Annotated in this window: 19 protein-coding genes; 2 read left to right on the top strand and 17 right to left on the bottom strand. The window is 71.4% G+C overall.

The genetic code is table 11. From position 1 onward, the window contains the following. Nucleotide 1: 1 nt before the first annotated feature. The 9 genes from ABRQ22_RS07080 to ABRQ22_RS07040 all read right to left on the bottom strand — a co-directional run bounded on the left by ABRQ22_RS07080 (nucleotide 2) and on the right by ABRQ22_RS07040 (nucleotide 11,690). Nucleotides 2-367 (bottom strand): STAS domain-containing protein, encoded by a 366-nt coding sequence (locus tag ABRQ22_RS07080; protein WP_253050176.1) that lies wholly within the window; start codon nucleotides 365-367, stop codon nucleotides 2-4. 329 nt (nucleotides 368-696) lie between these two features. After that, nucleotides 697-3,318 carry a phosphoenolpyruvate carboxylase gene (locus tag ABRQ22_RS07075; RefSeq protein ID WP_253050758.1) on the bottom strand — a complete coding sequence of 874 codons (2,622 nt, stop codon included), beginning with the start codon at nucleotides 3,316-3,318 and terminating at the stop codon, nucleotides 697-699. Nucleotides 3,319-3,524: 206 nt separating this feature from the next. Then, nucleotides 3,525-4,343, bottom strand: a complete 819-nt coding sequence (gene thiD, locus ABRQ22_RS07070) for a bifunctional hydroxymethylpyrimidine kinase/phosphomethylpyrimidine kinase (protein ID WP_253050178.1) — start codon at nucleotides 4,341-4,343, stop codon at nucleotides 3,525-3,527. A gap of 199 nt (nucleotides 4,344-4,542) precedes the next feature. Next, the gene (gene nagA, locus ABRQ22_RS07065; RefSeq protein ID WP_353709039.1) at nucleotides 4,543-5,787 is read right to left on the bottom strand and encodes an N-acetylglucosamine-6-phosphate deacetylase; all 1,245 of its coding nucleotides are present in this window, start codon (nucleotides 5,785-5,787) and stop codon (nucleotides 4,543-4,545) included. Continuing rightward, complete coding sequence (locus ABRQ22_RS07060) at nucleotides 5,784-7,250, bottom strand: glycoside hydrolase family 3 N-terminal domain-containing protein (protein WP_353709038.1); 1,467 nt, start codon at nucleotides 7,248-7,250, stop codon at nucleotides 5,784-5,786. Before ABRQ22_RS07060 ends, nagA begins: the two co-directional genes overlap by 4 nt. A gap of 46 nt (nucleotides 7,251-7,296) precedes the next feature. Next, nucleotides 7,297-8,139 carry a carbohydrate ABC transporter permease gene (locus ABRQ22_RS07055; RefSeq protein WP_353709037.1) on the bottom strand — a complete coding sequence of 281 codons (843 nt, stop codon included), beginning with the start codon at nucleotides 8,137-8,139 and terminating at the stop codon, nucleotides 7,297-7,299. After that, on the bottom strand, nucleotides 8,136-9,032 hold the full coding sequence (locus ABRQ22_RS07050; RefSeq protein WP_353709036.1) for a sugar ABC transporter permease: 897 nt from the start codon (nucleotides 9,030-9,032) through the stop codon (nucleotides 8,136-8,138). The genes ABRQ22_RS07055 and ABRQ22_RS07050 overlap by 4 nt, the downstream gene beginning before the upstream one ends. A gap of 85 nt (nucleotides 9,033-9,117) precedes the next feature. Then, nucleotides 9,118-10,422: an extracellular solute-binding protein gene (locus ABRQ22_RS07045; protein WP_353709035.1), complete on the bottom strand. Its 1,305-nt coding sequence runs from the start codon at nucleotides 10,420-10,422 to the stop codon at nucleotides 9,118-9,120. A gap of 68 nt (nucleotides 10,423-10,490) precedes the next feature. Then, nucleotides 10,491-11,690, bottom strand: a complete 1,200-nt coding sequence (locus ABRQ22_RS07040) for an ROK family protein (protein ID WP_353709034.1) — start codon at nucleotides 11,688-11,690, stop codon at nucleotides 10,491-10,493. A 105-nt stretch (nucleotides 11,691-11,795) separates the two neighbouring features. Here ABRQ22_RS07040 and ABRQ22_RS07035 point away from each other — a divergent pair, with 105 nt between their 5' ends. Together ABRQ22_RS07035 and ABRQ22_RS07030 are read left to right on the top strand one after the other, a co-directional pair. Continuing rightward, a complete protein-coding gene (locus ABRQ22_RS07035; protein ID WP_353709033.1) occupies nucleotides 11,796-12,497 on the top strand; it encodes a YoaK family protein in 702 nt (233 codons plus the stop codon). 134 nt (nucleotides 12,498-12,631) lie between these two features. Next, nucleotides 12,632-14,308: an amidohydrolase family protein gene (locus ABRQ22_RS07030; protein ID WP_353709032.1), complete on the top strand. Its 1,677-nt coding sequence runs from the start codon at nucleotides 12,632-12,634 to the stop codon at nucleotides 14,306-14,308. A 233-nt stretch (nucleotides 14,309-14,541) separates the two neighbouring features. Here the strand turns inward: ABRQ22_RS07030 and ABRQ22_RS07025 are convergent, their stop codons facing one another. From ABRQ22_RS07025 to ABRQ22_RS06990, 8 genes are all read right to left on the bottom strand, one after another. Further along, entirely contained in the window at nucleotides 14,542-15,162 is a 621-nt protein-coding gene (locus tag ABRQ22_RS07025) for a 2-dehydro-3-deoxy-6-phosphogalactonate aldolase (RefSeq protein ID WP_253050184.1), read from the bottom strand. After that, entirely contained in the window at nucleotides 15,159-16,145 is a 987-nt protein-coding gene (locus tag ABRQ22_RS07020) for a 2-dehydro-3-deoxygalactonokinase (RefSeq protein ID WP_353709031.1), read from the bottom strand. The genes ABRQ22_RS07025 and ABRQ22_RS07020 overlap by 4 nt, the downstream gene beginning before the upstream one ends. Next, nucleotides 16,142-17,149 (bottom strand): NAD(P)-dependent oxidoreductase, encoded by a 1,008-nt coding sequence (locus ABRQ22_RS07015; protein ID WP_353709030.1) that lies wholly within the window; start codon nucleotides 17,147-17,149, stop codon nucleotides 16,142-16,144. Before ABRQ22_RS07015 ends, ABRQ22_RS07020 begins: the two co-directional genes overlap by 4 nt. Before the next feature lie 9 nt (nucleotides 17,150-17,158). Then, nucleotides 17,159-18,025, bottom strand: a complete 867-nt coding sequence (locus ABRQ22_RS07010) for an energy-coupling factor ABC transporter ATP-binding protein (protein ID WP_353709029.1) — start codon at nucleotides 18,023-18,025, stop codon at nucleotides 17,159-17,161. Next, nucleotides 18,022-18,894: an ABC transporter ATP-binding protein gene (locus tag ABRQ22_RS07005; protein WP_353709028.1), complete on the bottom strand. Its 873-nt coding sequence runs from the start codon at nucleotides 18,892-18,894 to the stop codon at nucleotides 18,022-18,024. Before ABRQ22_RS07005 ends, ABRQ22_RS07010 begins: the two co-directional genes overlap by 4 nt. Nucleotide 18,895: 1 nt before the next feature. Further along, the gene (locus ABRQ22_RS07000; RefSeq protein WP_253050194.1) at nucleotides 18,896-19,693 is read right to left on the bottom strand and encodes an energy-coupling factor transporter transmembrane component T; all 798 of its coding nucleotides are present in this window, start codon (nucleotides 19,691-19,693) and stop codon (nucleotides 18,896-18,898) included. 30 nt (nucleotides 19,694-19,723) lie between these two features. Continuing rightward, nucleotides 19,724-20,353 carry a hypothetical protein gene (locus tag ABRQ22_RS06995; protein WP_253050196.1) on the bottom strand — a complete coding sequence of 210 codons (630 nt, stop codon included), beginning with the start codon at nucleotides 20,351-20,353 and terminating at the stop codon, nucleotides 19,724-19,726. Nucleotides 20,354-20,501: 148 nt separating this feature from the next. Then, the gene (locus ABRQ22_RS06990) at nucleotides 20,502-21,644 is read right to left on the bottom strand and encodes a sialidase family protein (protein WP_353709027.1); all 1,143 of its coding nucleotides are present in this window, start codon (nucleotides 21,642-21,644) and stop codon (nucleotides 20,502-20,504) included. Nucleotides 21,645-21,674 lie beyond the last annotated feature (30 nt).

Genomic DNA, 21,674 nt, shown 5'->3' with positions numbered 1-21,674 from the left:
GTCAGCTCGTCGTGACCTCGCGGCGCTCCGTGCCGAAGATGTCGATGACGCCGAGCATCTCGAGGACGTCGGTCACGACCGTCGGCGGGTTGCGCAACGTGACGGACAGCCCCTCCTCGGAGCCGATCGTGTAGAACTGCACGAGGAACGCGATGCCCGTGGAGTCCATGAACGTCACCTTGGACGTGTCGATCACCACGGGGACGTCCCGTTCGAGCGCGTTCGCGAGCGCGGCGCTCGCCTCGCTGCGGAGGGCGACGTCGATCTCGCCCCACATGTCCACGACGCTCGCCTCGGGCTCCTCGAGCAGCCGGATGCCGCCCGTTCCCGCCTCGGCGTCGCTCCGCTCCAGCTCCTGCACCAACACTGCCCCGCCCTTCGTCCCGCCCTGCCTCGCCCACCCCGACGAGTACGCGCCACCTGCCTGACGCTGTCGATCGGTCGGGGCCTCCTGTCGTACGTCATCGGGCGACGAGACGGCTCCGGCGTGATCGGACGTCGCCAGCGTACCCCACGGATGCCGCTGGCTGGTAGGCCTCTGGCCAAGACTTTACCCAGGGCGGTTTCGACATCGTTCCCCGGAGCGATCGTTGAGGATTCATTCAACAGTTGGACGGGTGTCCAGACGACGACGGCCGCCACGGACCCGCTGCCGGGTCGACGTGGCGGCCGTCGGGCTCGCTCGGACGCTGCGCGTCAGCCCGTGTTCTGCAGGCCGGCGGCGACGCCGTTCACGGTGAGCAGCAGGAGGTGCTGCAGCTCGTCCTTGACCGGCCCTTCCGCGCCGGAGCGCAGACCGCGCAGGGCGCGGACCTGGAGCAGCGAGAGCGCGTCGACGTACGGGCTGCGGAGCTGGACCGCGCGTCCCAGCACCCGGCGCCCGGCGAGCGGCCACGCGTTCTCCGTGACCGCGAGGACCTGCTCGCGCGTGAGCCGCAGCTCGTCGAGGATGGCCTGCGCGAGGTCGTCGCGCCCGCCGAGCGCGAGGTACCGCTCCGCGATCCGCTCGTCCGTCTTGGCCAGCGACATCTCGACGTTGTCGAGGAGCGTCGCGAACAGCGGCCACTCGCGGTGCGCCTCACGGAGCAGGTCGAGGTCCCCGAACTCCTTCAGCGCCGTCCCGAGCCCGTACCACCCGGCCAGGTTGATGCGCGCCTGCGACCACGAGAACACCCACGGGATGGCTCGCAGGTCGTCGAGCGAGGAGACGGACAGGCCACGGCGGGCCGGGCGCGAGCCGATCGGCAGGAGGCCGACCTCCTCGAGCGGCGTCACCTGGGCGAACCACTGCGGGAAGCCGTCCGCGCGGACCAGCTCGTGGAACCGGCGGCGCGACGACGCGTCGAGGGCCGCGGCCAGGTCGCGGTACCGCTCGGTCGCCTCGGCGTTGCGCTTCTCCGTCGACGGCGCCGACGCGAGCAGGGTCGCCGCGGCCACCTGCTCGATGTGGCGCGACGCGATGGTCGGGTCGCCGTAGCGCGCGAGGATGACCTCGCCCTGCTCCGTGAGCTTGAAGCGGCCGTCGACCGAGCCCGGCGGCTGGGCGAGCACCGCGCGGTTCGCCGGGCCGCCCCCGCGACCGAGCGCCCCGCCCCGGCCGTGGAACAGCGTGAGCGTGATGTCGTGCCGCTCGGCCCACTGCGCGATGCGACTCTGCGCGTCGTGCAGCGCGAGCGTCGCCGAGACCGGACCGACGTCCTTCGACGAGTCCGAGTACCCGAGCATGACCTCCACGCGGCGCCCGTTCTCGGCGAGCCGGCGCTGCACCTGGGGCAGCGTGAGCATCGACTCGAGGATGTCGACGCTCGCGCGGAGGTCCGCGAAGGTCTCGAACAGCGGGATCGCGTCGACGACCGGAACCTCGTCGGAGCCCTCGAACGCGAGCTCCGCGAGCTGGTACACCGCCGCGAGGTGCTCGGGCTTCTGCGTGAAGGACACGATGTAGCGGCGCGCGGCGCGGACGCCGTAGCGCTCCTGGACCGAGCCGAGCGCGCGGAAGGTGTCGAGCACCTCGCGCGTGCGGTCGGACAGGTCTCCGCGCAGCCCCTTCTCCGCGATCTCCGCGAGCGCCACCTCGTGGACCTGGGAGTGCTGACGCACCTCGAGCTCCGCGAGGTGGAAGCCGAACGTCTCCACCTGCCACACGAGCTGCTGCAGGTCGCCGTACGCCGCGCGGGGCGCGCCCGCCGCGACGAGCGACTCCTGGACGACCCGCAGGTCGGACTCGAGCTGCTCCGCCGTCGCGTACGCGAGGTCCGCGTTGCGGGCTCGCGTCGCGGCGATGCGCTCCGCCACGACGAGCAGGACCGCGCGGTGCGGTTCGCGCGGGGACGCCGCCGACGCGGCGGACGTCACGGTCTCCGAGAGGCGGCGCTGCCGCTCCCAGAGCGTCCGCAGCCCGTCCGACGGCGGCGTGCCGTCCTGGTCGAGCGTGAGCTTGCGGCCGACGGCGCGCGTCTGCTGCTCGAGCGCCGCGAGCGCGTGGTCCGCCGCGATCGCCGCGGCCTGGCGCGTGACCTCGGCCGTGACGTTGGGGTTGCCGTCGCGGTCGCCGCCGATCCAGGTGCCGAGGCTGACGAACGGCCGCACGAGCGGCTCCTCGCGCCCCGCCTCGTCGCCGAGTAGCCAGTCGTCCAGGCGGCGGTAGACCGTGGGGAACGTGTCGAACATCGTCGCGTCGAACACGCCGAGCGCCGTCCGCACCTCGTCCAGGACGGACGGCTTGTGCTCGCGGATGGGGGCGGTGCGCCACATCGTGTCGATCTCGGCGAGCAGGCGGCGCTCGTTCTCCGCGAGCGACGTGCCGCCGAGGCGCTGCGCGTCCCGCTCGTCGAGCAGGGTCGCGATGCGGCGGACCGCGCCGGACACCGCACGACGGCGGGCCTCGGTCGGGTGGGCCGTGAGCACCGGGCGGAACTCGAGACGGCGGAGGCGGCGCAGCGCCTCGTCGCGGCCCACCTCGCCGACGAGCTGCTCGAACGCCTCCGGGAGGGAGTCGTCGGGCGTCGTCGCGCGGGTCGCGAACTCGGCCTCGCGCTCGCGCAGGACGCGCACGCGGTGGTACTCCTCCGCGAGGTTCGCGAGGTGGAAGTAGCACGTGAAGGCGCGGGCGACCTGCTCGGCGCGCGCCATGGAGAGGCCCTCGACGAGCGTCTCCGCCTCGGCGAGCACCGCGCCGGACGGGTCGTCGTACGCGCGGATGGACAGCTCGCGCAGGCGCTCGACGTCGTCGAGCAGGTCCTGCCCGCCCGTCTCGCGGAGCACGGTGCCGAGCAGACCGCCGAGCAGGCGGACGTCGTCGCGCAGCGGGGCGGGCACGTCGTGGCGGGCGAGGCCGCGCCCCGCGTGCCCGGTGTCGTCGGAGACGTCGGCGACGACCCGGTCAGGGGCGTCGGCAGCACCCGGCGACGGGGACAGTTCCGAAGGGGAGAGGTCGTTCACGGTGACGAGAGTATTCCTTGACCGTCAGGGGACGTGAAGGCGTCCGAGGGGTGATCGTCGGTCGAGCGCCGGTCGCGCGGTTGTCAGCGCCGCGCGCCGACGCGCACGGCGTCGAACGGCGCGTTCGACGCCACACGGTCCTCGATCGAGGCGGTGACGACGTCCTTGGCGACGCGCACGGCGTCGAGCACCGACGCGCCCTTGGCGAGCTCGGCGGTGATCGCGGCGGCGAACGTGCAGCCCGCCCCGCTCACGCGCTCCTCGCCGATCTTCGGGGTGCGCAGCACGTGCACCTCGTCGCCGTCCACCAGCACGTCGACCGCGTCGGGCCCGGGCAGCTCGACGCCGCCCTTCGCGACGACGGCCCGCGGGCCGAGCGCCTGGACCGTGCGCGCCGCCTCGACGAGCTCCTCGACGGTCTCGATCGACTCGACGCCCGCGAGCGTGCGCGTCTCGAAGAGGTTGGGCGTCACGACGGTCGCGAGCGGGAGGACCTGCGCGCGCAGCGCGGTGTCCGTGTCGAGGGCGGCGCCCGGCTCCTGGCCCTTGCAGATGAGCACCGGGTCGAGCACGACGTGCTCCCACGCGCGCGAGCGCAGCGACTCGGCGACGACGTCGATCGTCGCGGGCGTGCCGAGCATGCCGATCTTCACGACCGACGGCTCGTGCGCGACCGTCGCCGCCTCGAACTGGTCGGCGATCACCTGGGGGTCGACCGGGACGAACCGGTGGCCCCAGTCGTTCCTCGGGTCGAACGAGACGATGCACGTCAGCGTGCCGACGCCGTACGCGCCCAGCTCCTGGAACGTCTTGAGGTCGGCCTGGATGCCGGCTCCGCCGGTCGCCTCCGACCCGGCGATGACGTAGGCGAGCGGGGCCGTGTGGGGGCCGTTGTGCGACATGGTGCTCCTCGGCACGAGTGGACGGGGGTGTCCCTCCTCCCGGTCCTGCCGGGAGAGGCGGGCGGACGAGCCGGTCTGTACGCCGGGGGCGCGGGGCCCTCCGGACGACAACCGTACCCGACGCGCACAGGCACCCCGGAACCGTTGGAACGACAACGGTTCCGGGGTGTCACGCGGTCGAGATCGTCGTGCGTGCGCACTACCTCGAACCGGGGTCGTCCGCGCTGCTCGCGACCACGTCACCGGGGCGATCACGACCTCCCAGCACGGCTTCGCTCCGTGCCGCGTCGGCCGCGCACTCGACGTCCTCGCCGCCGACGACGACTGCGACGGGCTGGAGCGAGTCGTCGAGGACGAGCAGGTCGGCCCGGGCGCCTGCCGCGAGCGCGCCACGACCTCGTAGCGACAGAGCCCGGGCGGGCGTCGAGGACGCCATGCGCACCGCGTCGACCAGGTCCGCACCAGATGCGTCGACCGCGTTGCGGACGCAGTCGACCAGGAAGGCGGTGGACCCGGCGATACGGTCGGTGCCCGCGAGGCGAGCCACGCCGTCGACGACGTCGACCGTGCGGTCGGCGAACGTGTACCGACCGTCGCCCAACCCGGCGGCGGCCATCGCGTCCGTGACGAGCACGGTGCGGTCTCGACCTGCCCGGACGGCCACGTCCAGCGCAGGCGCCAGCACGTGGTGGCCGTCGCCCACGATCTCGAACGTCAGCCGGCTGTCGCTGAGCGCGGCGGCGACCGGGCCCGGGTCGCGGTGGTGGAGCGGAGGCATGGCGTTGAACAGGTGCGTCACGTGCCGCGCCCCTGCCTCGACCGCGGCGACGACCTGCGCATGGGTCGCCGACGTGTGCCCGACCGCGAAGAGGCACCGGCCCGCGAAGTCGCGGATCAGCTCCGTCGCGCCGTCGAGCTCGGGCGCGATCGTCATGACGACCGGGACGCCCGACGCCGCGTCGAGCAGGTCGTCCATGATGCGGGTGTCGGGAGCCCGCAGGGCCGCGAGCGTCTGAGCCCCGCGATGGCTCGCGGCGAGGAACGGCCCTTCCAGGTGCACCCCCACGAGGTTGGGCACGTCCGGGTCGAGCACGGCGTCGCGTACGGCGCGCACGGCCGCGAGCATCGCGTCCGGCTCGACGGTCGCGACGGAGCCGAGCATCGCCGTCGTCCCCCGGTCACGGTGTGCGCGGGCCGCGCGACGGACGTCGTCGGGGTCCCCGCTGTACATCGAGGCGCCCCCGCCGCCGTGGCAGTGCATGTCGACCAGTCCCGGAAGGAGATAGTTGTCGTCGAGCGGGACGAGCTCTCCCTGGTCGCCGGATCCCGGTGCGCCCGGCCCGACCGCCGTGACGAGCCCGCCCTCCGTCCGGAGCCATCCGCGCTCGATGCGCCCCGGCAGCACGAGCCGGGCGTCGACGTACGTCCGCACGCGTGCCGTCACGCCGGCACCAGCACCTCGGCAGCGGCCGTGACGCATGCGCGCGACGCCCCGTAGGTGCGGACCCAGCCACGAGCCTCGGAGAAGTCGCGGTGGACGAACCCCATGTCGAGCACCACGACGTCCGGGGTCGTCGCGAGGATGCGGTCGAGCACGGGCTCCTGCCATGCGTACCGGTGGGGGCTGCGGACCAGCACGACCACGTCGCCGCGCGGGCCGTGCTCCTCGCGGAACTCCGAGATCGCCGCGTGGACGATCCCGGCGCCGTTGTAGGTGTCGCCCGCGACCCGGACGCTCTCGACCGTGTGCCCGCCGTCGGCGAGCACGGACTCGATCTCGGCCCCGCCTCGGCCCGAGGCGGGCGAGGCGACCGGCTCCAGGCGCACGACGAGCACCGCGTCGCCGCGCAGTCTCGTGCTGCCGTGGACCTCGACGGCACGGCGTGCGATCCGCACGCCGGTCTCCGGGTCCGCGGCGTCGGCCCTGGTGGCACGGCGCTCGCCCAGCCGGGCGATCCGCTCGGCGGCTCGTTCGAGGCGGGCGAGCGGCAGGTCGCCGGCATGCACGGCGTCGACGATCGAGCGAGCGGCGATGCGCACGTCCTCGCCGTACGACCACGCGCCGAGGCAGAGGGCGTCCGCGCCGGCGCGCAGCGCGCGGACGGCCGCCTCAGGGAGCGGCGCGACGCTCGCGACACCCTGCATCTCCAGCGCGTCGGTGATGACGACGCCGTCGAAGCCGAGCTCCTCGCGCAGCAGTCCGGTGATGACGGGAGCGCTGATCGAGGCCGGGACGTCGTCGAGGGCCGTGACCTGCGGGTGCGAGACCATGATCGAGTCCACGTCGGCTGCGACGGCGGCCCTGAACGGATCGAGGTAGTGATCGACGAGCTCGGCCACCGGGAGGTCGATGCTCGGCGTGCCCAGGTGCGCGTCCGTCCCGCTGAGCCCGTGCCCGGGGAAGTGCTTGGCGCACGCGCTGACGCCCGCCGACTGGAGTCCTTCGATCCACGCCGCCGCGTGCTTGGACACGTGGGCACGGTCGCTGCCGAAGCACCGCACGCCGTTGGGGCTGAAGGGGTTCACCGCGGTGTCGACGGCAGGTGCGAGGTCCCAGTCCACGCCGACCGCGCGCAGCGACAGCCCGATCTGGTAAGCGACGTCCCGGGTCGCAGCGACGTCGTCGACGCGGCCGAGGGCGAGGTTGCCGGGCGTGGCGACGCCTCCGACATGGTCGAGCCGCGTCACGTCACCACCCTCCTCGTCGATCGCGAGATGGAGGTGAGGGGCGCGTTCGCGCAGAGCGGCGGTGAGACCGGCGAGCTGCGGCCCGGACACGATGTCCTTGCCGAAGAGCACGAAGCCGCCGAGCCCTTCGGCGACCGGTCCGTCGATCCACCGCGGGACCGTGGGGCGCCCCAGCGCGGGGAAGAGGACGGAGTGGGCGAGCCTTTCGAGGCTGGTCATGGCAGCTCCTGGAGGGACGTGGCGACGGCGAGGGACGACGACGAGGTCATCCCTTGACCGCCCCGCTGGTGAGGCCGCCCACGAGGCGGCGCTGGACGAACAGGAAGAACACGAGCACGGGCAGGGAGAAGATCGCGGACGCGGCGATGGTCGCGCCGTAGTCCACCTGGACCGAGGTGCTGAAGGACACGAGCCAGACCGGCAGGGTGTAGTTCTCCTGCGACCGCATCAGGACGTAGGCGAACAGGTAGTCGTCCCACGCGTTGATGAACGCGAAGATCGACGTCGCGACGATGCCTGGCACGAGCAGCGGAAGCACGACGCGCCGGTACGCGTGGAACCTGCTGCAGCCGTCGATCATGGCCGCCTCCTCCAGCTCGACCGGAACCGCGGCCACGAACCCTCGCAGGTTCCAGACCGTGAACGGCAGGACGAACGTGAGGTAGGTCAGGACGAGCCCCGGCACCATGTCGAGCGCCCCGATCTCACGGAGCATGAGGTAGAGAGGGATGACCATCGCCGACCCGGGAACCATCTGCACGAGGACGAGCACGACGAGCAGCGTCTTGCGGCCGAAGAAGGAGAACCGGACCGTCGCGAGGGCGGCGCCGACAGCCACGACCATCGCCAGCACCACGGTCGCGAGCGACACGGTCAGGGAGTTGCGCAGGTACGTGAGGAACTCGGGCGCGCCGAGGGCGCGACCGAAGTTCTCCGTGCTGACGGGCCACGGGAGGAACTGGGGCGTGGCGGACATGATCTGCCCCGGCGGCTTGAACGCCGTGGAGAACATCCAGTAGACCGGGAAGATCACGACGACGGCGACGAGGATCGCCACGACGTTGGCGCTCGTGCGCCGTCGGGTGCGGAAGCTGCGTGGCACGCTCATGAGACCTCACCGTCCTTCGCCAGCCGGCGCACGTAGAAGACGGCGAAGACGGAGAGCAGCGCGATCGTGACGATCGAGATCGCCGCGCCCGCCCCGTAGTCGTTCGCCGTGAAGGCTCGGACGTAGGCGTAGACCGACAGGGTCGTCGTCTGTCCGGACGGGCCGCCCTGGGTGAGGACCCAGAACGGCGTGAACGAGTTGACGGACCAGATGACCTCCAGCACGACGAGGATCGCCAGCACCGGCCGCAGCATCGGGAGCGTGATGTAGCGCAGGGTCTGCGACCGCCCCGCGCCGTCGAGCCCCGAGGCCTCGTACATCTCGTGCGGGATCTGACCCATCGCGGCGTAGAGCGTCAGGACGACGAAGGGCAGGCCCTTCCACACGATGAGGAGGATGATGAGGCCCAAAGCCTGCGCGGGGTGGGAGAACCAGTCGTGCGCACTGAGGTCACCGAAGATCCGTAGCTGGGTGAGCAGCCAGTTCACGACCCCGTACTGCGGCTGGAAGAGCCACTGCCACACGAGCGCCGCCGAGACCATCGGCATCGCCCAGACCAGGACGAGGCAGACCATGAGGGTGAGCCGTGCCCAGGCGGACGTGCGCACGAGGACCTGGGCGAGAGCGAACCCGACCACCATCATGACGCCGACGCAGACGACCGTGACGACGGCCGTGCGGGCGACGACGCCCCAGAACGTGCCGTCCGCCAGGATCGCCGTGTAGTTGTCGAGCCCGACGAAGGGCGCGTCACCGGTGAACAGCGAGCGGGCGTCGAACCGCTGGAACGACAGCATGAGCAGTCGCACCATCGGGTAGCCGAGGACGACCACGAGGACGAGGACGGCCGGGGCGACGAGGCCGTACGGCAGTCGTGAACGCCGAGGACGCACGCGCCCCGACGAGGACGGAGGACGGGCGCGGGAGCCCCGAGGCGATGCCTCGGGACTCACCGCACTGTGGGTCTGGATCGCCATGTCAGGAGCCGGACCCCGTCGCGTTGAACACCTCCGCGACGTGCGCGTCGTACGCCTTCGCCGACGCGGGGATGTCCTTCCCCGCAGCGATCGAGGCGAAGAACTGCTCGTTGTAGCGCTCGCCGTCCAACGTCGCCTGACCCGGGGTCACCGGGAGCGCGTGGTTGATCTCCACGGCCTGGGCACCGACGGTGAGCGCCTCCGTGACGCCCTCGGTCGGCATGAACGACGGGGAGATCGGCAGCAGGTTGAGCTCCTGCGCCATCCGGCCCTGGAAGTCCGCGCCGGTGATGATGCGCAGCCAGTCCTTGGCCGCCTCGGGCTTGTCGGTCGCTGCCGAGATGCCGATGGTCGAGCCGGCCACGATCGTCGGCAGCGGCTCCCCCGCGGTGTAGCCCGGCATGACGAAGTAGCCGAGCTTGCCCTCGAGGTCAGGGTTCTTCTCGATGACGGCCGCCGGTTCCCACGCCTTGACGTACAGCATCGCCGCCTGTCCGTCCGCGAAGAGCTGGTCCTGGTCCGGGCTGTTGGTGTTCACGCCGGTCGACGACGGCGTGGAGCACGTGTTCTGGAAGTCCCGCCAGGCCTCCAGGCCTCGCTGCGACTCGGGCGAGCTGAGCACCCCGGCCCACTGGTCGCCGTCCTTCTCGGCGAGCTCTCCCCCGGCACCGAACACGAACGGCGCGCCCGCGAACCAGTACTGCCCCGGCATGTAGAACCCGGAGTAGTTGGCCCGGTCGGAGTACGACTCCGCCAGGGCGACGCATGCCTGCTCGAGCTCGTCGAGGGTCGCGGGCGGCTGTGTGATCCCGGCCGCCGCGAACATCTCGGTGTTGTACATGACGACCTTCGTGCCGCCGTAGAGAGGCGTGGCGTAGAGGTGGTCGTCGAGGGTCGAAGGCTCGGCGAGGCCCGCGAGCCAGGAGCCCGAGTCCTCGAACGAGTCCTTGTCCTCGGTGAGGTCGAGCAGAGCGCCGGAGTAGGTCTGCAGCGCCGTCTGGGTGTTGCCCATCTCGACGATGTCCGGCCCGTTGCCGGAGGCGAGGGCCGTCGTGATCTTGGTGGCGATGTTGTCCCACTGCTGGATCTCGACCTTGACGTCCATGTCGGGGTGCTTCGTCGCGAACGCCTCGTTCACCTCCTCCACGAGGGGCGAGTCGCCCGGGCCACCGGTCATCATCCAGACCGTGAGCGTGCCCGACTCCTCGCCGCCGTCGGTGCCCCCCGCACCGCCGGCGCACCCTGCGGTGAGCAGAAGAGTGATGGTCAGTGCCCCGCCAGCGAGGGCCGTCCTGCTGAACTTCATGGAACTTCCTTCCGTGGGGAAACCACGTCGTCGTGCTTTCTCGGGGAACGCGGCGCGGCGCGCCGTCGTCAGGGGGCGTGGACCGGGACGTCTTCGAGTGCCTTGACGGCCCGAGCCCGGTCCACGTCGATGCGGCTGATGTGCTCTTCGAGCACGCCGAGGGAGGCATAGAGGTCGCCGAGCGCGACCGCCAGCGCGCCGAGCAGCCCGGCGAAGTCGCCGAGCTCGGTCCGGCGCAGGACCGTGCTGACGCCCACCAGGTCGAGGACCTGCGCCTGGACTGCGTCGAGGGTCTCGTCCTCGAGCCCGTCCGCGAAGCCGCCGGTGACGATGACGGTCCGCGGCTCGTAGGACAGGCCGACGAGCGAGACGAGGTGGACGAGCGCAGACCGGATGAGGGGGACGAGGTCGGGGAAGCGCTCGGGCTCGTCGAGCACCTCGCGCGCCGAGGTGATGTCGTGGCCGCGCTCCTGGGCGAAGGCCACGAGGCCGGCGCCAGAGACGAGGTCACGCAGTCGGGTCTCGGTCCCGGGCACCTGCAGGCGGCCGAACTCGCCGAGCACGCCCGTGCGTCCGTAGAGCACGCGACCACGCAGCGCGACCGCCGAGCCGAGGCCCGTGCCGAGCGTCAGCAGCGCCGCCGTCTCGTTCTCGGCGAGCCCGCCGTACTGGAGCTCGCCCACGAGGGCGAGGTTGGAGTCGTTGTCCAGCGTCGTCGGCACACCGACCCCGTCGCGGAACGTGTCGATGAACGTGGTCCCGAGGATCTGCGGGAGGTTGTGAGACCCCACCACGGCGGTCTTGTCGCCGGAGACGGCACCCGGCACGCCGATCGCCACCGCCCCCAGGGCACCGTGGTCCTCGGCCGTGAGCGCGACGAGCTCGTGCACACGCTCGGCCATCCAGGTGCCCATCGCCGGTCCGTCGAGCTGCCGGGGCGTCGGGTGCTTCGAACGGACCAGTGTCCGTCCGAGCGTGTCCGATACGGCGAAGCGGCAGTTGGTCCCACCGAGGTCGACCCCGCACACGGTCTGCACGCTCCCGTCGAAGACGACCGGCGTCGACGGCCGGCCCGGGCTCGACGACGGCAGCGTCGCGGCGTCGCGAACGAGCCCGCGAGACCGCAGGTCGTCGACGACCCGGAAGACGGTCGCACGGCTGAGCCCGGTCGCCTCCACGATCTGGCTGCGCTCCAGGGTCTGCCCCGACAGCAGCACGGACAGGATCGCGCTGCGGTTGGTGGCACGGGGTTCAGTGGCAGGGTGCATAATTTCTCTCAGCTTGAGAATAATGAGGTGCGGAGAGTGTAGACACACCTCCCCCCGTCTTGTCACCCCCTCTGCGGAACTCACACCGACGAAAGGCAGCCTCACGTGCAGAACCGGCGCCCCACCGCCCGCGCTCCGCTCACCCCGGTCCCCCAGCTCCTGGCCCTCACGTTCTCGACCGGCGTCATCGACGCCGTCGGCTACCTCGGCCTCGACCGGGTGTTCGCCGGGAACATGACCGGCAACGTCGTCATCCTCGGTATGGGCCTGGCCGGCGCGGACCTGCCCGTCGCGGGGCCGTCGCTCGCGCTCGGCGCGTTCGTCCTCGGCGCCGCGCTCGGCGGACGGGTCCTCCGCGGTTCCGTCACCGGGTGGACCCCACGGACCCGCGCCCTCCTTCTCGGCGTCACGACCCTTCTCACCCTCGGCGCAGCGCTCGCCCTCGCGGGCGATCTCGGGACCCACGAGACCTCCGCTCCGTCGGTGCTGGGGATGCTCGTGACGGCGTTCCTCGCTCTCGCGATGGGCGCCCAGGCGGCCGCCGCCCGACACGTCAAGGTCGCCGACGTGACCACCGTCGTCGTCACGTCGACCATCACCGGCCTCGCCGCCGATTCATGGCTCGGCCACCGCGTCGACCAGCCATGGGCGCGCCGAGGCGCCGCCGTCGTCCTCATGATCCTCGGCGCGCTGGCGGGCGCGCTGCTCCTGCAGCTCCACCTGGTGGCGGGCATCGCGGCGAGCGCCGCGATCACCGCGATCGCCGCACTGCTCGGGCACACGAACCGAGACGGTCTCGCGCGGTGAGTGGGCTGGTGGTCCGTGGTGCTCGGCTGGTCGGGTCCGACGGCGGTGCCTCCTCTCCGGTGGACGTGACGGTTCGTGGGGGCCGGGTCGAGAGCGTCGGCCCTGCGGCCGGGGCGCGGGCGTTGCCCGAGGACGTGGCGATCGTCGATGCGGGCGGGCGGTTGGTGCTGCCGGGGTTCGTGGACGCGCACGTGCACGGCGAGGCCGCGGTCCTGGACGAGGACGTGCAGCTCGCGATGCTGCGTCAGGGCGTGACGAGCGTCGTGGTCGGGCAGGACGGGGTGTCCTACGCGCCCTCGCCCGCCCCGGGCCAGGCCCGCGGCCCGGGCGAGGCACGCGGCCCGGGCCAGGCACGCGGCCCGGGCGCCGAGACGGCGTCGGGCCTGCACGACGCCGCGGCCTGGGCGAGCGGGTACTTCGCCGCGATCAACGGCACCCACCCCACCTTCCGCGGCGGGTCCGTCGCCGACCTCCTCGCGACCTACGACCGCACGACCCGGGTCAACGTCGGCTACCTCGCCCCGCACGGCACGATCCGCTACGCGGTCCTGGGCCCCGCGGCCCGCCCCGCGACGCCCGCCGAGACCGACCGCATGCGCGCCCTGCTCACCACCGCGCTCGACGACGGCGCCCTCGGGATGTCGACCGGCCTGGAGTACGTCCCGGCCACGTACGCCGACGAGACCGAGCTCGTCGCCCTCACCAGCATCCTCGCCGCCCGCGGCCTCCCCCACGTGTCGCACATGCGCGGCTACGAAGACAAAGCCGGGCCCGCGTTCGCCGAGCTCGTGCGCCTCGCGCGCGCGACGGGCGTCGCGACCCACGTCTCGCACTACCACGGCCCCGCCGCCGAGCTGCTCGGGTACGTCGAGGACGCCCACGCCCAGGGCCTGGACGTCACCTTCGACTCCTACCCCTACCTGCGCGGCTGCTCCATCCTGTCCATGGTGTCCCTACCCACCTGGCTGCCCGTCGCCGACGTCGACGCGACCGTGACCGCCCTGACCGACCCCGCCGTCCTGGACCGCCTGCACCGCGAGCACTTCCCCACCCTGACCGACCTGTGGCCCCGCATCACCATGGCCGCGGTCCCCACCGGCACCGCCGCCGGAGCCCCCGACGCCCGACCCGCCGAGGACCTGACCTGGACCGAGGGCATGACCCTGCCCGACGTCGCCGCCCACCTGGGCCTGACCCCCGCCCAGACCGCGGTGCACCTGCTCGTCGCGACCCGCCTGCGCGCCTCGTGCGTGTTCGCCCAACCCCCGACCAACTCACCCGACTCCGTGCGTGCCCTGCTACGCCACCGCGCGCACGTCGGCGGGTCCGACGCGATCTACGCGCCCGTCGCAGGCGGCGGCCGACCCCACCCGCGCGGGTGGGGCGCGTTCGCGCGCTTCCTCGCCGAGCACGTGCGTACGCTCAGGGACTGGACCTGGCACGACGCCGTCACGCACCTGTCCACCCGACCCGCCGCACGGTTCGCCCTCCCCGGGCGCGGCACGGTGGTGCCCGGCGCGGTCGCAGACCTCGCCCTCGTCGACCCCGACCAGGTCCGCGACGAAGCGACCTACGAGGACCCGCGCCGCCCGGCGTCCGGCGTGGACGACGTGCTCGTCGCGGGCGTGCCCGTCCTGCGCGACGGCAGGCTCACCACCGCCCTCCCGGGCCGGCCCCTGCGCCCCGACCCTCCCCCGGTGTCCCCCCGCCTCCAGGCCGCTCGCCGGACCCGCGCGATGTCCGACGACTTCCAGGTGCCGTCGGGCGCGGCCTCGCTCCGGCCGACGACGCGGAGACGGGCGAGCCGATGACGCTCGGGTCGGACTGCGCCCACGGCGCACCTACGGTGCCGGGCCGCTCGGACCGGAGCACAGGGTGGCGGTGCAGCCCGTTCTCCCAGCCTGCGCAGCATTCACTCACCTGCGCGAGCCGGCCTTCACGGGACGTCCGACCACACGTCCTGCTTGCCTCTCGCGGTACAGGGAGAAACCTGATGGCCGACCTACGCAGGCAGGTTCCGATGCCCTTGAACGGGTTGTCGCTGTCAGCAGCAGAGGGCGCGGTGGGCGGCAACAAGTGCCTTCGCACCCGCGACCAGGTCGCTGGTGCCCATGCCGGGCTGGTACAGCGAGCCCCCGACACCGAACCCGTCCGCCCCGGCCGCAGCCCAGATGGCAAGGTTGGCTGCGCCCACGCCTCCGACGGGATAGAGGGCGATGCCCTCGGGAAGGACGGTTCGCCAGGCGCGCAGTCCGCTGGTGCCGACCTGGTCGGCCGGGAACACCTTGAGTTCTGCAGCGCCGGCGGCGAGGGCGGTGAGAGCCTCGGTGATCGTCGCGACTCCAGGCAGGCATCGCATCGAGCGTGCGAGCGCAGCGCCGATGACGGCCGGGTCGACGTGTGGGGAGACGATGAGCGAGGCGCCCGCCTCATGCGCTCGAGCCACGTCCTCGATCGTCCTGACCGTCCCGGCGCCGACTTGAACGTCCTCGGGCAGACAGGAGCGCAGCGCGGTGATGCTGCGCAGGGAGTCTGGTGTCGTGAGCGGCACCTCCAGCGTGCGGATTCCCGCGCCGTAGAGGGCGGTGCCTACGGTCGGCGCTTCGGTGGACGGCAGTCCACGCAGGATGGCGACGAGCAGTGCCGGGTCCGCCGATGAGGTCATGGGAGGGCTCCTGCGGTCGTAGGTGAAGGGACAAGGCCGACGCGCACAGCGACGTGGTGCAGTCCGCCCGCGGTGACGTCGTTGTCGGCGAGGCGAGCCTGCGTCCCGTACCGCGTCAGCGCTCGGACGTACCGCTCCTGCAGGTGCGGCTCCCCCACGACGACGGGCTGACCATGTGACGAGCTGAGCCAGGCTCTTGCGATGCCTGCGATCTCTGCACCCACGAGGAGACCTGAGAGGTAGTCCGGCACGTCGTCGGCGGGCAGCTGCCCCGTCACGACCAGGGCCCGCGCCGAGAAGAGCGTGAGGACGGTCCCTTCGACCTGATGGTCCCAGGCGACGTCCAAGCCGCGGTCGAACGCCGACCAGCTCGGAGCCTGCGGCGCGCGCACGTCGTGACCGAGAACGGTGTGCGCGAGCAAGGCTGCGTACAGCTCGCCGGTCAGGGCTGTCGCTAGCGAGGTCAGGCGTGTGCCTCGCGCTCGCAGCCATTTGGAGTGGGTCCCGGGAAGGACGAGGACGGTCTCCTCGTCGTCAGCGGGACGGATCTGCAGGAGGACCCCGAGCGCCTGGGTCTCCTCTCCCCGGGCGACCTCGGTCAAGGCTCCCTGCGCAGACGTCACCCCGGGCAGCAGGTGCACGTCCGCGATCCGGGTGCGCACCGCGGTCAATGGCACGTCGTCTCGCGCGAGCTCGACCGGTAGCGGCAGGTAGGGCGTGTGCTGCCAGCCTTGGTCGCTGCCGACCATGCCGCTCGCGAGGACCGGGAGCCCTGGGGTGCGCGCCAGCCAGTCCCCGCACAGCAGCACCAGGGCGTCCTCGAAGGCACGCTCCCGACTATGGCCGTCAACGATCGCACGCCGGCTGATCGTCGCCACGCCGTCCTGGCTCGTTCGTCGTGCTAGCACCGTGCCGGTGTCGTCGAGGAGGTAGGCGCGGCAGGCTGTCGTGCCCCAGTCCAAGGCGACGAGGCCGGGCGTCACGACGCGCCACCGGCAGGCTGGAGCAGATGTGCGTGGACGCGGGCCCACTCGAGGTAGTGGGACACCTGCATCTGAAGGTCGCCAGGTGACCAGCCAAGCTCTGACTGGGCGCGCTCCGACACGTAGACGCCGTTCTTCCCGTGGTCGTCGCGCGGGTCCATGTCGGCCTCGGCCACGTCGAGCGGCGTCTCGACGACGTCGACGCCGAACGCCGCGACGAGCTCGCGCACGCTGGTGCGTCGGCCGGAGGAGATGTTCAGGGTGCGTGTCGTACCCGGGTCTCCCCCATGGCGGGCAGCCTTGTGCAGCGCGTCGGTCGCACTGTCGGCGCTGAGCCAGTCGCCGCACGCTTCAAGAGTCCGGGCCGTCAATCGAGCCGGTTCTCCCCGCACTGCGGCGGCCGCGAGGTGGAACGGGAGCGACATGACCGCCCGTCCACCAGTGGGTCGCTCCATCGGCCCGAACATCTTCGTCAGTCGCGTGATGGTCGTGGGCAGAGCGTGCAGCTCGGCGAAGCGGCGGGCGACGAGCTCGCTCGCCCACTTGCTGATGCCGTAGAGCTCGTCGGGGCGGGGCGCGCTCTCCTCGGTCAGCAGCGTCTCGGGCGAGGACCCGTAGACCGCGCCGCTGCTGACCAGGACGATGCGCGGCGCTTGCGGCAGACGGCGTGCGGCGTCCAGCAGGTTGACCGTCCCCTCGACGTTGACCCCGGTGAATCGGGCAGGGTTCTCGACCTCGCTGCGGGCGTCGTGTGTGACGGTCGCGCCGTGCACGATCGCGTCCGGGCTCGCCTCACGGACCGCCTGTGCTACCGCGTCGGCGTCGGTGACGTCGACGGCACGGAAGTGGGCGCGCTGGGCCTGCGGGCCAAGGTTGTCGAGAGCTGCCTGGTCGGGATCGTGCAGGTCGATCGCCGTGACCTGAGCGTCCGGCTCGGCGTCAAGGATCCTCGCCGCGAGGACGCTCATGACGAAGCCATTGGCTCCGGTGATCAGGTAGTGCATGGGCTCTCCTTACGGTCGGTGCCGGCCGGCAACAGGAGCGGCGGCGCGCTCGCGTGTCATTGCGTGGACTGCGTCGTCGACCGTCAGGACGCCGTGCAGGCCGAGCTCGGCGGCAAGGACAGCGGCCTGCGGCGGGCGGATATTGGTCTCCTCGAGCACCGCCCTCCGGGAGAACACCTCTGCTGGGGTGCCGTCGGCAAGGACGGCTCCCTCGCGCATCGCGATGACGCGCGTCGCGTACTCGGCGACGAGAGCCATGTCGTGGGAGATGATCACCACCGTGCGTCCCAGTGCGTGATGGTGGGCCAGGGCGTCCAGGATCTTGCGGGACTCGGCACGGTCCTGCCCGGTGGTCGGCTCGTCGATGACGGCGACCTCGCATCCCATGACGAGGGTCGAGGCGATGGCAAGCCGCTGGCGCTCACCACGCGACAGGTGGACGGGGTTGGCGTCCTGGCGCCCGGAGAGTCCCACGAGGGCGAGGGTGCGGTTGACCTGATCCTCGAGTGCGGACTCCTCGACGCCGAGGTTGCGCGGCCCGTACTCCAGCTCTTCTCGGCAGGTGTCGTGAAAGATCTGTCGGTCAGGGTTCTGGAACACGTATCCGACCGTGGAGGCGAGCTGGTGCAGCTTGGTGCGCCGGGTGTCCACGATGCCGTCTCGCGTGCGCAGCCGGACGCTGCCGCCGGGGTTGGTCGGTCGCAGGAGCCCGTTGAAGTGCTTGGCGAGCGTCGTCTTGCCGGAGCCGTTCTTCCCGATCACTGCGACGAACTCGCCCTGGCCGATGGACAGCGACACCCCTGCGAGCGCGCGTTTCGTTCCGCCGTAGGTGTGCTCGACGTTGTCGATCTCGATGACCGTCTCGGTGCTCGTCATGCCAGTCTCCCCTCGTGCAGCATCGGCTCGGCCAGGTCAGCCCGGCGCCACGTGTCGACCGCCTCCTGGACGGACAGCGGCAGCTGTCCGGGCCACAGGCCCTGCTCGCGCAGCCGCAGTGCGACGTCCAGGACCTGCGGGCGCTCGGGTGCGGTCGGCCCTTCAAGGACGTCTCGCGGGGTGCCTAGAGCGCGGATGCGCCCTTCGTCGAGGACGACGAGCCGGTCGGCGTACACCGCCAGCTCCTCGACCTTGTGCTCGACGACGATGATGGTCACGCCCTCGTCGGCGAGTACGCGGATGGCGTCCATGACGTTCTCGGTCCCTGCCGGGTCGAGCTCTGACGTGGGCTCGTCCAGCAGCATGATTCGCGGGCTGAGGCAGAAGATCGAGGCGACCACGACGCGCTGCTTCTCCCCGCCCGAGAGCGCGTGGGTGAAGCGGTCGAGCAGCCGCTCGATGTCGAACAGGTGCGCCGCTCGGGCAAGGCGCCGCTCGATCTCCGGGACGGGCACGCCGCGGTTCTCCATGCCCCAGACGAGTTCCTCGCGCACGACCGTGTTGACGAGCTGGACCTCTGGATCCTGCATGACGAGCCCGACGTCCTCGGTGATCTGGGCCAACCCGTCATACTCGGAGAGCTCGCGACCAAGGACGCGGACGGTTCCCTTCAGGCTCGCGTGGTGCTCGTGCAAGGGGATGACGCCGGACAGGCACTGCAGGAGCGTGGACTTGCCTGCACCGGTCGGGCCGAGGATGCCGACGATCTCACCCTGTCCGATGGTCAGGTCGACCTCGTCGAGGGCACGGCGGTCGGCGCCGTCGTACCGGACGCTGAGGCCGGCGACCTCGATGGCTGGTGTGGTCATGTCACGTTCCTCCCAGGAACGGGGTCGGGGCCCACCACTGCACGCCGATGAGGGCGACAGCGAGCGCAAGGGTGCACAGCAGCAGGGCGGCGTCGGTGGCGCGGAAGACCGGCGAGCGGTAGTACGTGCGCGTGCCGCGCAGCCCGTAACCGCGCAGCTCCATCGATAGGGCGATGTCGCCGCTGCGCTTCATCGATCCCGCAAGCATGGGGAACAGCATCCGCACGATCGCTCGTCCGCGTCTGAACGGGTTGCTGGAGCCGCTCTCGCTGGACCCGCGCACGGCCATGGCGGTCAGCAGGGTGCGCGCCTCGTCCTGTAGCAGCGGCAGGAACCGGAACGCGAAGCTCGTCAGATAGGCGAACCGGTACGGCACACCGAGCTTGTCCAGCGCGAGGGCAATGTCCGAGGGACTCGTGGTGACGGAGAACCCGTAGAAGCAGATGCCCATCGCGAACAGCCGCATCCCGATGCCGAGCCCGAGGAGCACCCCCGAGCGGGACAGCGAGACTGAGCCGATGTGCATCAGCGCCGGGCCTCCCTGAACCAGCGCCTGCAGGAGCGTCAGCAGCGCGATCAGGGGAACGATGAGGACGAGCGCCTTCCAATAGGAGGCTGGGGTGATGCGCGCGAGCGCAGCGAGCCCGATGACGATCAGGACGGTGAGCGCGACGAGAACGTCGAGCCGGGTCGTGCTGAGCGCTACGGCCAGGACGAGCAGGATCACTGCCAGCTTCGCCCGGGCGTCGGCACGGTGCAGGAAGGACCGGCCGGGACGGAACAGCATCGTGCCACTCATCGTGCTCCTCCCGCGGACGAGATGGTCAGGTCACACCGCATCGAGGCTCCCAGCGGTGGCGCGCTCCTTGGGAACCAGGCCCGTGTTCACCAGTCGGCGCATGATCCCGTAGGTGATGAAGGAGCCCACGAGGTAGCACGGCTGGACGATGAGGATCTGCACGGTGATGAAGTCCCAGGGCAGGTGCAGGATCACGCGGTTGCCGATGCCGAACATCATGGCGTCGCACAGGCCGGCGATCTGGCCGATGACCACGACCTGCCAGAGCTTGAGGCCGCGGTCGCGCGGCTTGAGCGCCCAGACCAGCAGAGCCACCGGGACGGTGTGGGCAGCGTTCGTCAGGAACAGGAACGGTGCCATCGGCTGGGATGCGGTGAGGTTGGAGATGATCGGGTTGATCCACGCCGTGATCAAGGCGCCCGTCAGCCCGTAGAACGCGGCGGACGGAACCCAGATGGCGCACACGACGATCGCCGAGACGATCGGGATGCTCCCGCCGGTCAGGGCGAGGTCGATACGCTCGGTGATCTGCAGGATGACAGCCATCGTCAGTCCGAGGAACACGCACGTGATGATCGTGCGCGTGTCCCGCGGGAGGATCTGGAACTTCCAGTTGGGCAGGACGGTCCAGCGGGTCTTGGTCTGCTGAGCTCGAGTCATGGTGTCCCTCCGGGGACGTGTCATGGTGCGGTCGTCGCTGACAGCACCTTCTGGTGGTCGCCCGTGCGCGTTCATGCCGACGAGCGATCGGGGCCGCGTTGCGGCCATGGCCCGGACCGGCGCGCGTGCCGGTGTCCGGAGTTCTGTGTCAGTGCACTCGGGCGAGCGCGCGGTTGACGAGCAGGGCGAGCTCGGAGCCGGGGCTGCTCGGGGTGCCGGCGAGGATGTCCTCCTCGGTGATGCGGGCGAGGTAGATCCCCCGGTCGCCGAACCGGTCGTGGTCGTAGGTCACGTAGATCTGGCCGTCGGGGCCGATCGCCGCGTCGGGGTAGGACACGTCGTCGCGGTCGTCGAGCAGCAGGCGGTGCGGCCAGGTGGCCCCGTCGTCGTCGCTGAGGAGAGCAGTGAGGTTGGTACGCCCCTTCCACTCCTTGACGTTGCCCTGCAGCTCGAGCTCCTCGACGGTGCGCCGCTCGCCGAAGTCGACGTGGTTGATCATGAGCAGGCGTCCAGAGGGCATTCGTCGGATGTGGAACCGCGAGCACGGGCCGTCCACGTGGCTGCGCCGGCCGGGCGACCATGTGCGTCCGCCATCGGTGGAGAATGACTCCCCCACGCCGTCGAAGCAGCGCACCAGCATCCACAGCGTGCCGTCCTGCTTCTCGACGACCATGTGCTCGTCGAAGCTGCGGTTCGGGACGTCAGCGCTGCCCCTGTACCTGATGGTCTCGCCCTGGTCGGTGGAGGCGTACACGTTCGAGAACCGCTCGCCGTCGAGGGGGTGGTCCTCGGTGGGCTCGTGGCATGCCCAGATGGCGGTCGGGAAGAGCCAGGTGCCGTCGGACAGCACCGTCGGCTTGTTCATCTGCAGGCCGTTGGCGATTCGCCGCGGCGGCGACCAAGAGGGCGTGTCGTCGTCAGGGTTCTCGCTAACCGACGCCCACACCCCGACCCGGCCGTCGAAGAAGTCGCGGCTCTGGTTCCAGAACATCCACAGCCGGTCGGCCGGGTCGCGCCACAGTGCCGGGTCGTACACGCGCACCTGCGGATCGGGGTGCTCGACGACGAACCGAGGACCGTCCCAGGTTCGGCCCTCGTCGTCGCTGGTTACTGCCAGGACGAAGTTGCCACCGGTCTCCGTCTCCATCCCCGTGTACCAGTCGACGTAGAGACGGCCACCGGCCGTCCGCTCGATCGAGGGGATGCCCTGCCACATGCGGTGCTCGTCCTGGAACCGGTCCTCGGTCGGGTTGATCAGCACCCGTGCCGGAACCATCGTGCCTGAGGCCACCATCTGCTCCTGCCGTCGTTGCGTCGTCGA

Origin of the sequence: Cellulosimicrobium sp. ES-005 (genome assembly GCF_040448685.1) — a bacterium.
Classification (GTDB): domain Bacteria; phylum Actinomycetota; class Actinomycetes; order Actinomycetales; family Cellulomonadaceae; genus Cellulosimicrobium; species Cellulosimicrobium cellulans_G.
The sequence above is the reverse complement of the archived record's forward strand: the minus strand, read 5'-3'. Positions and strand labels throughout refer to the sequence as shown.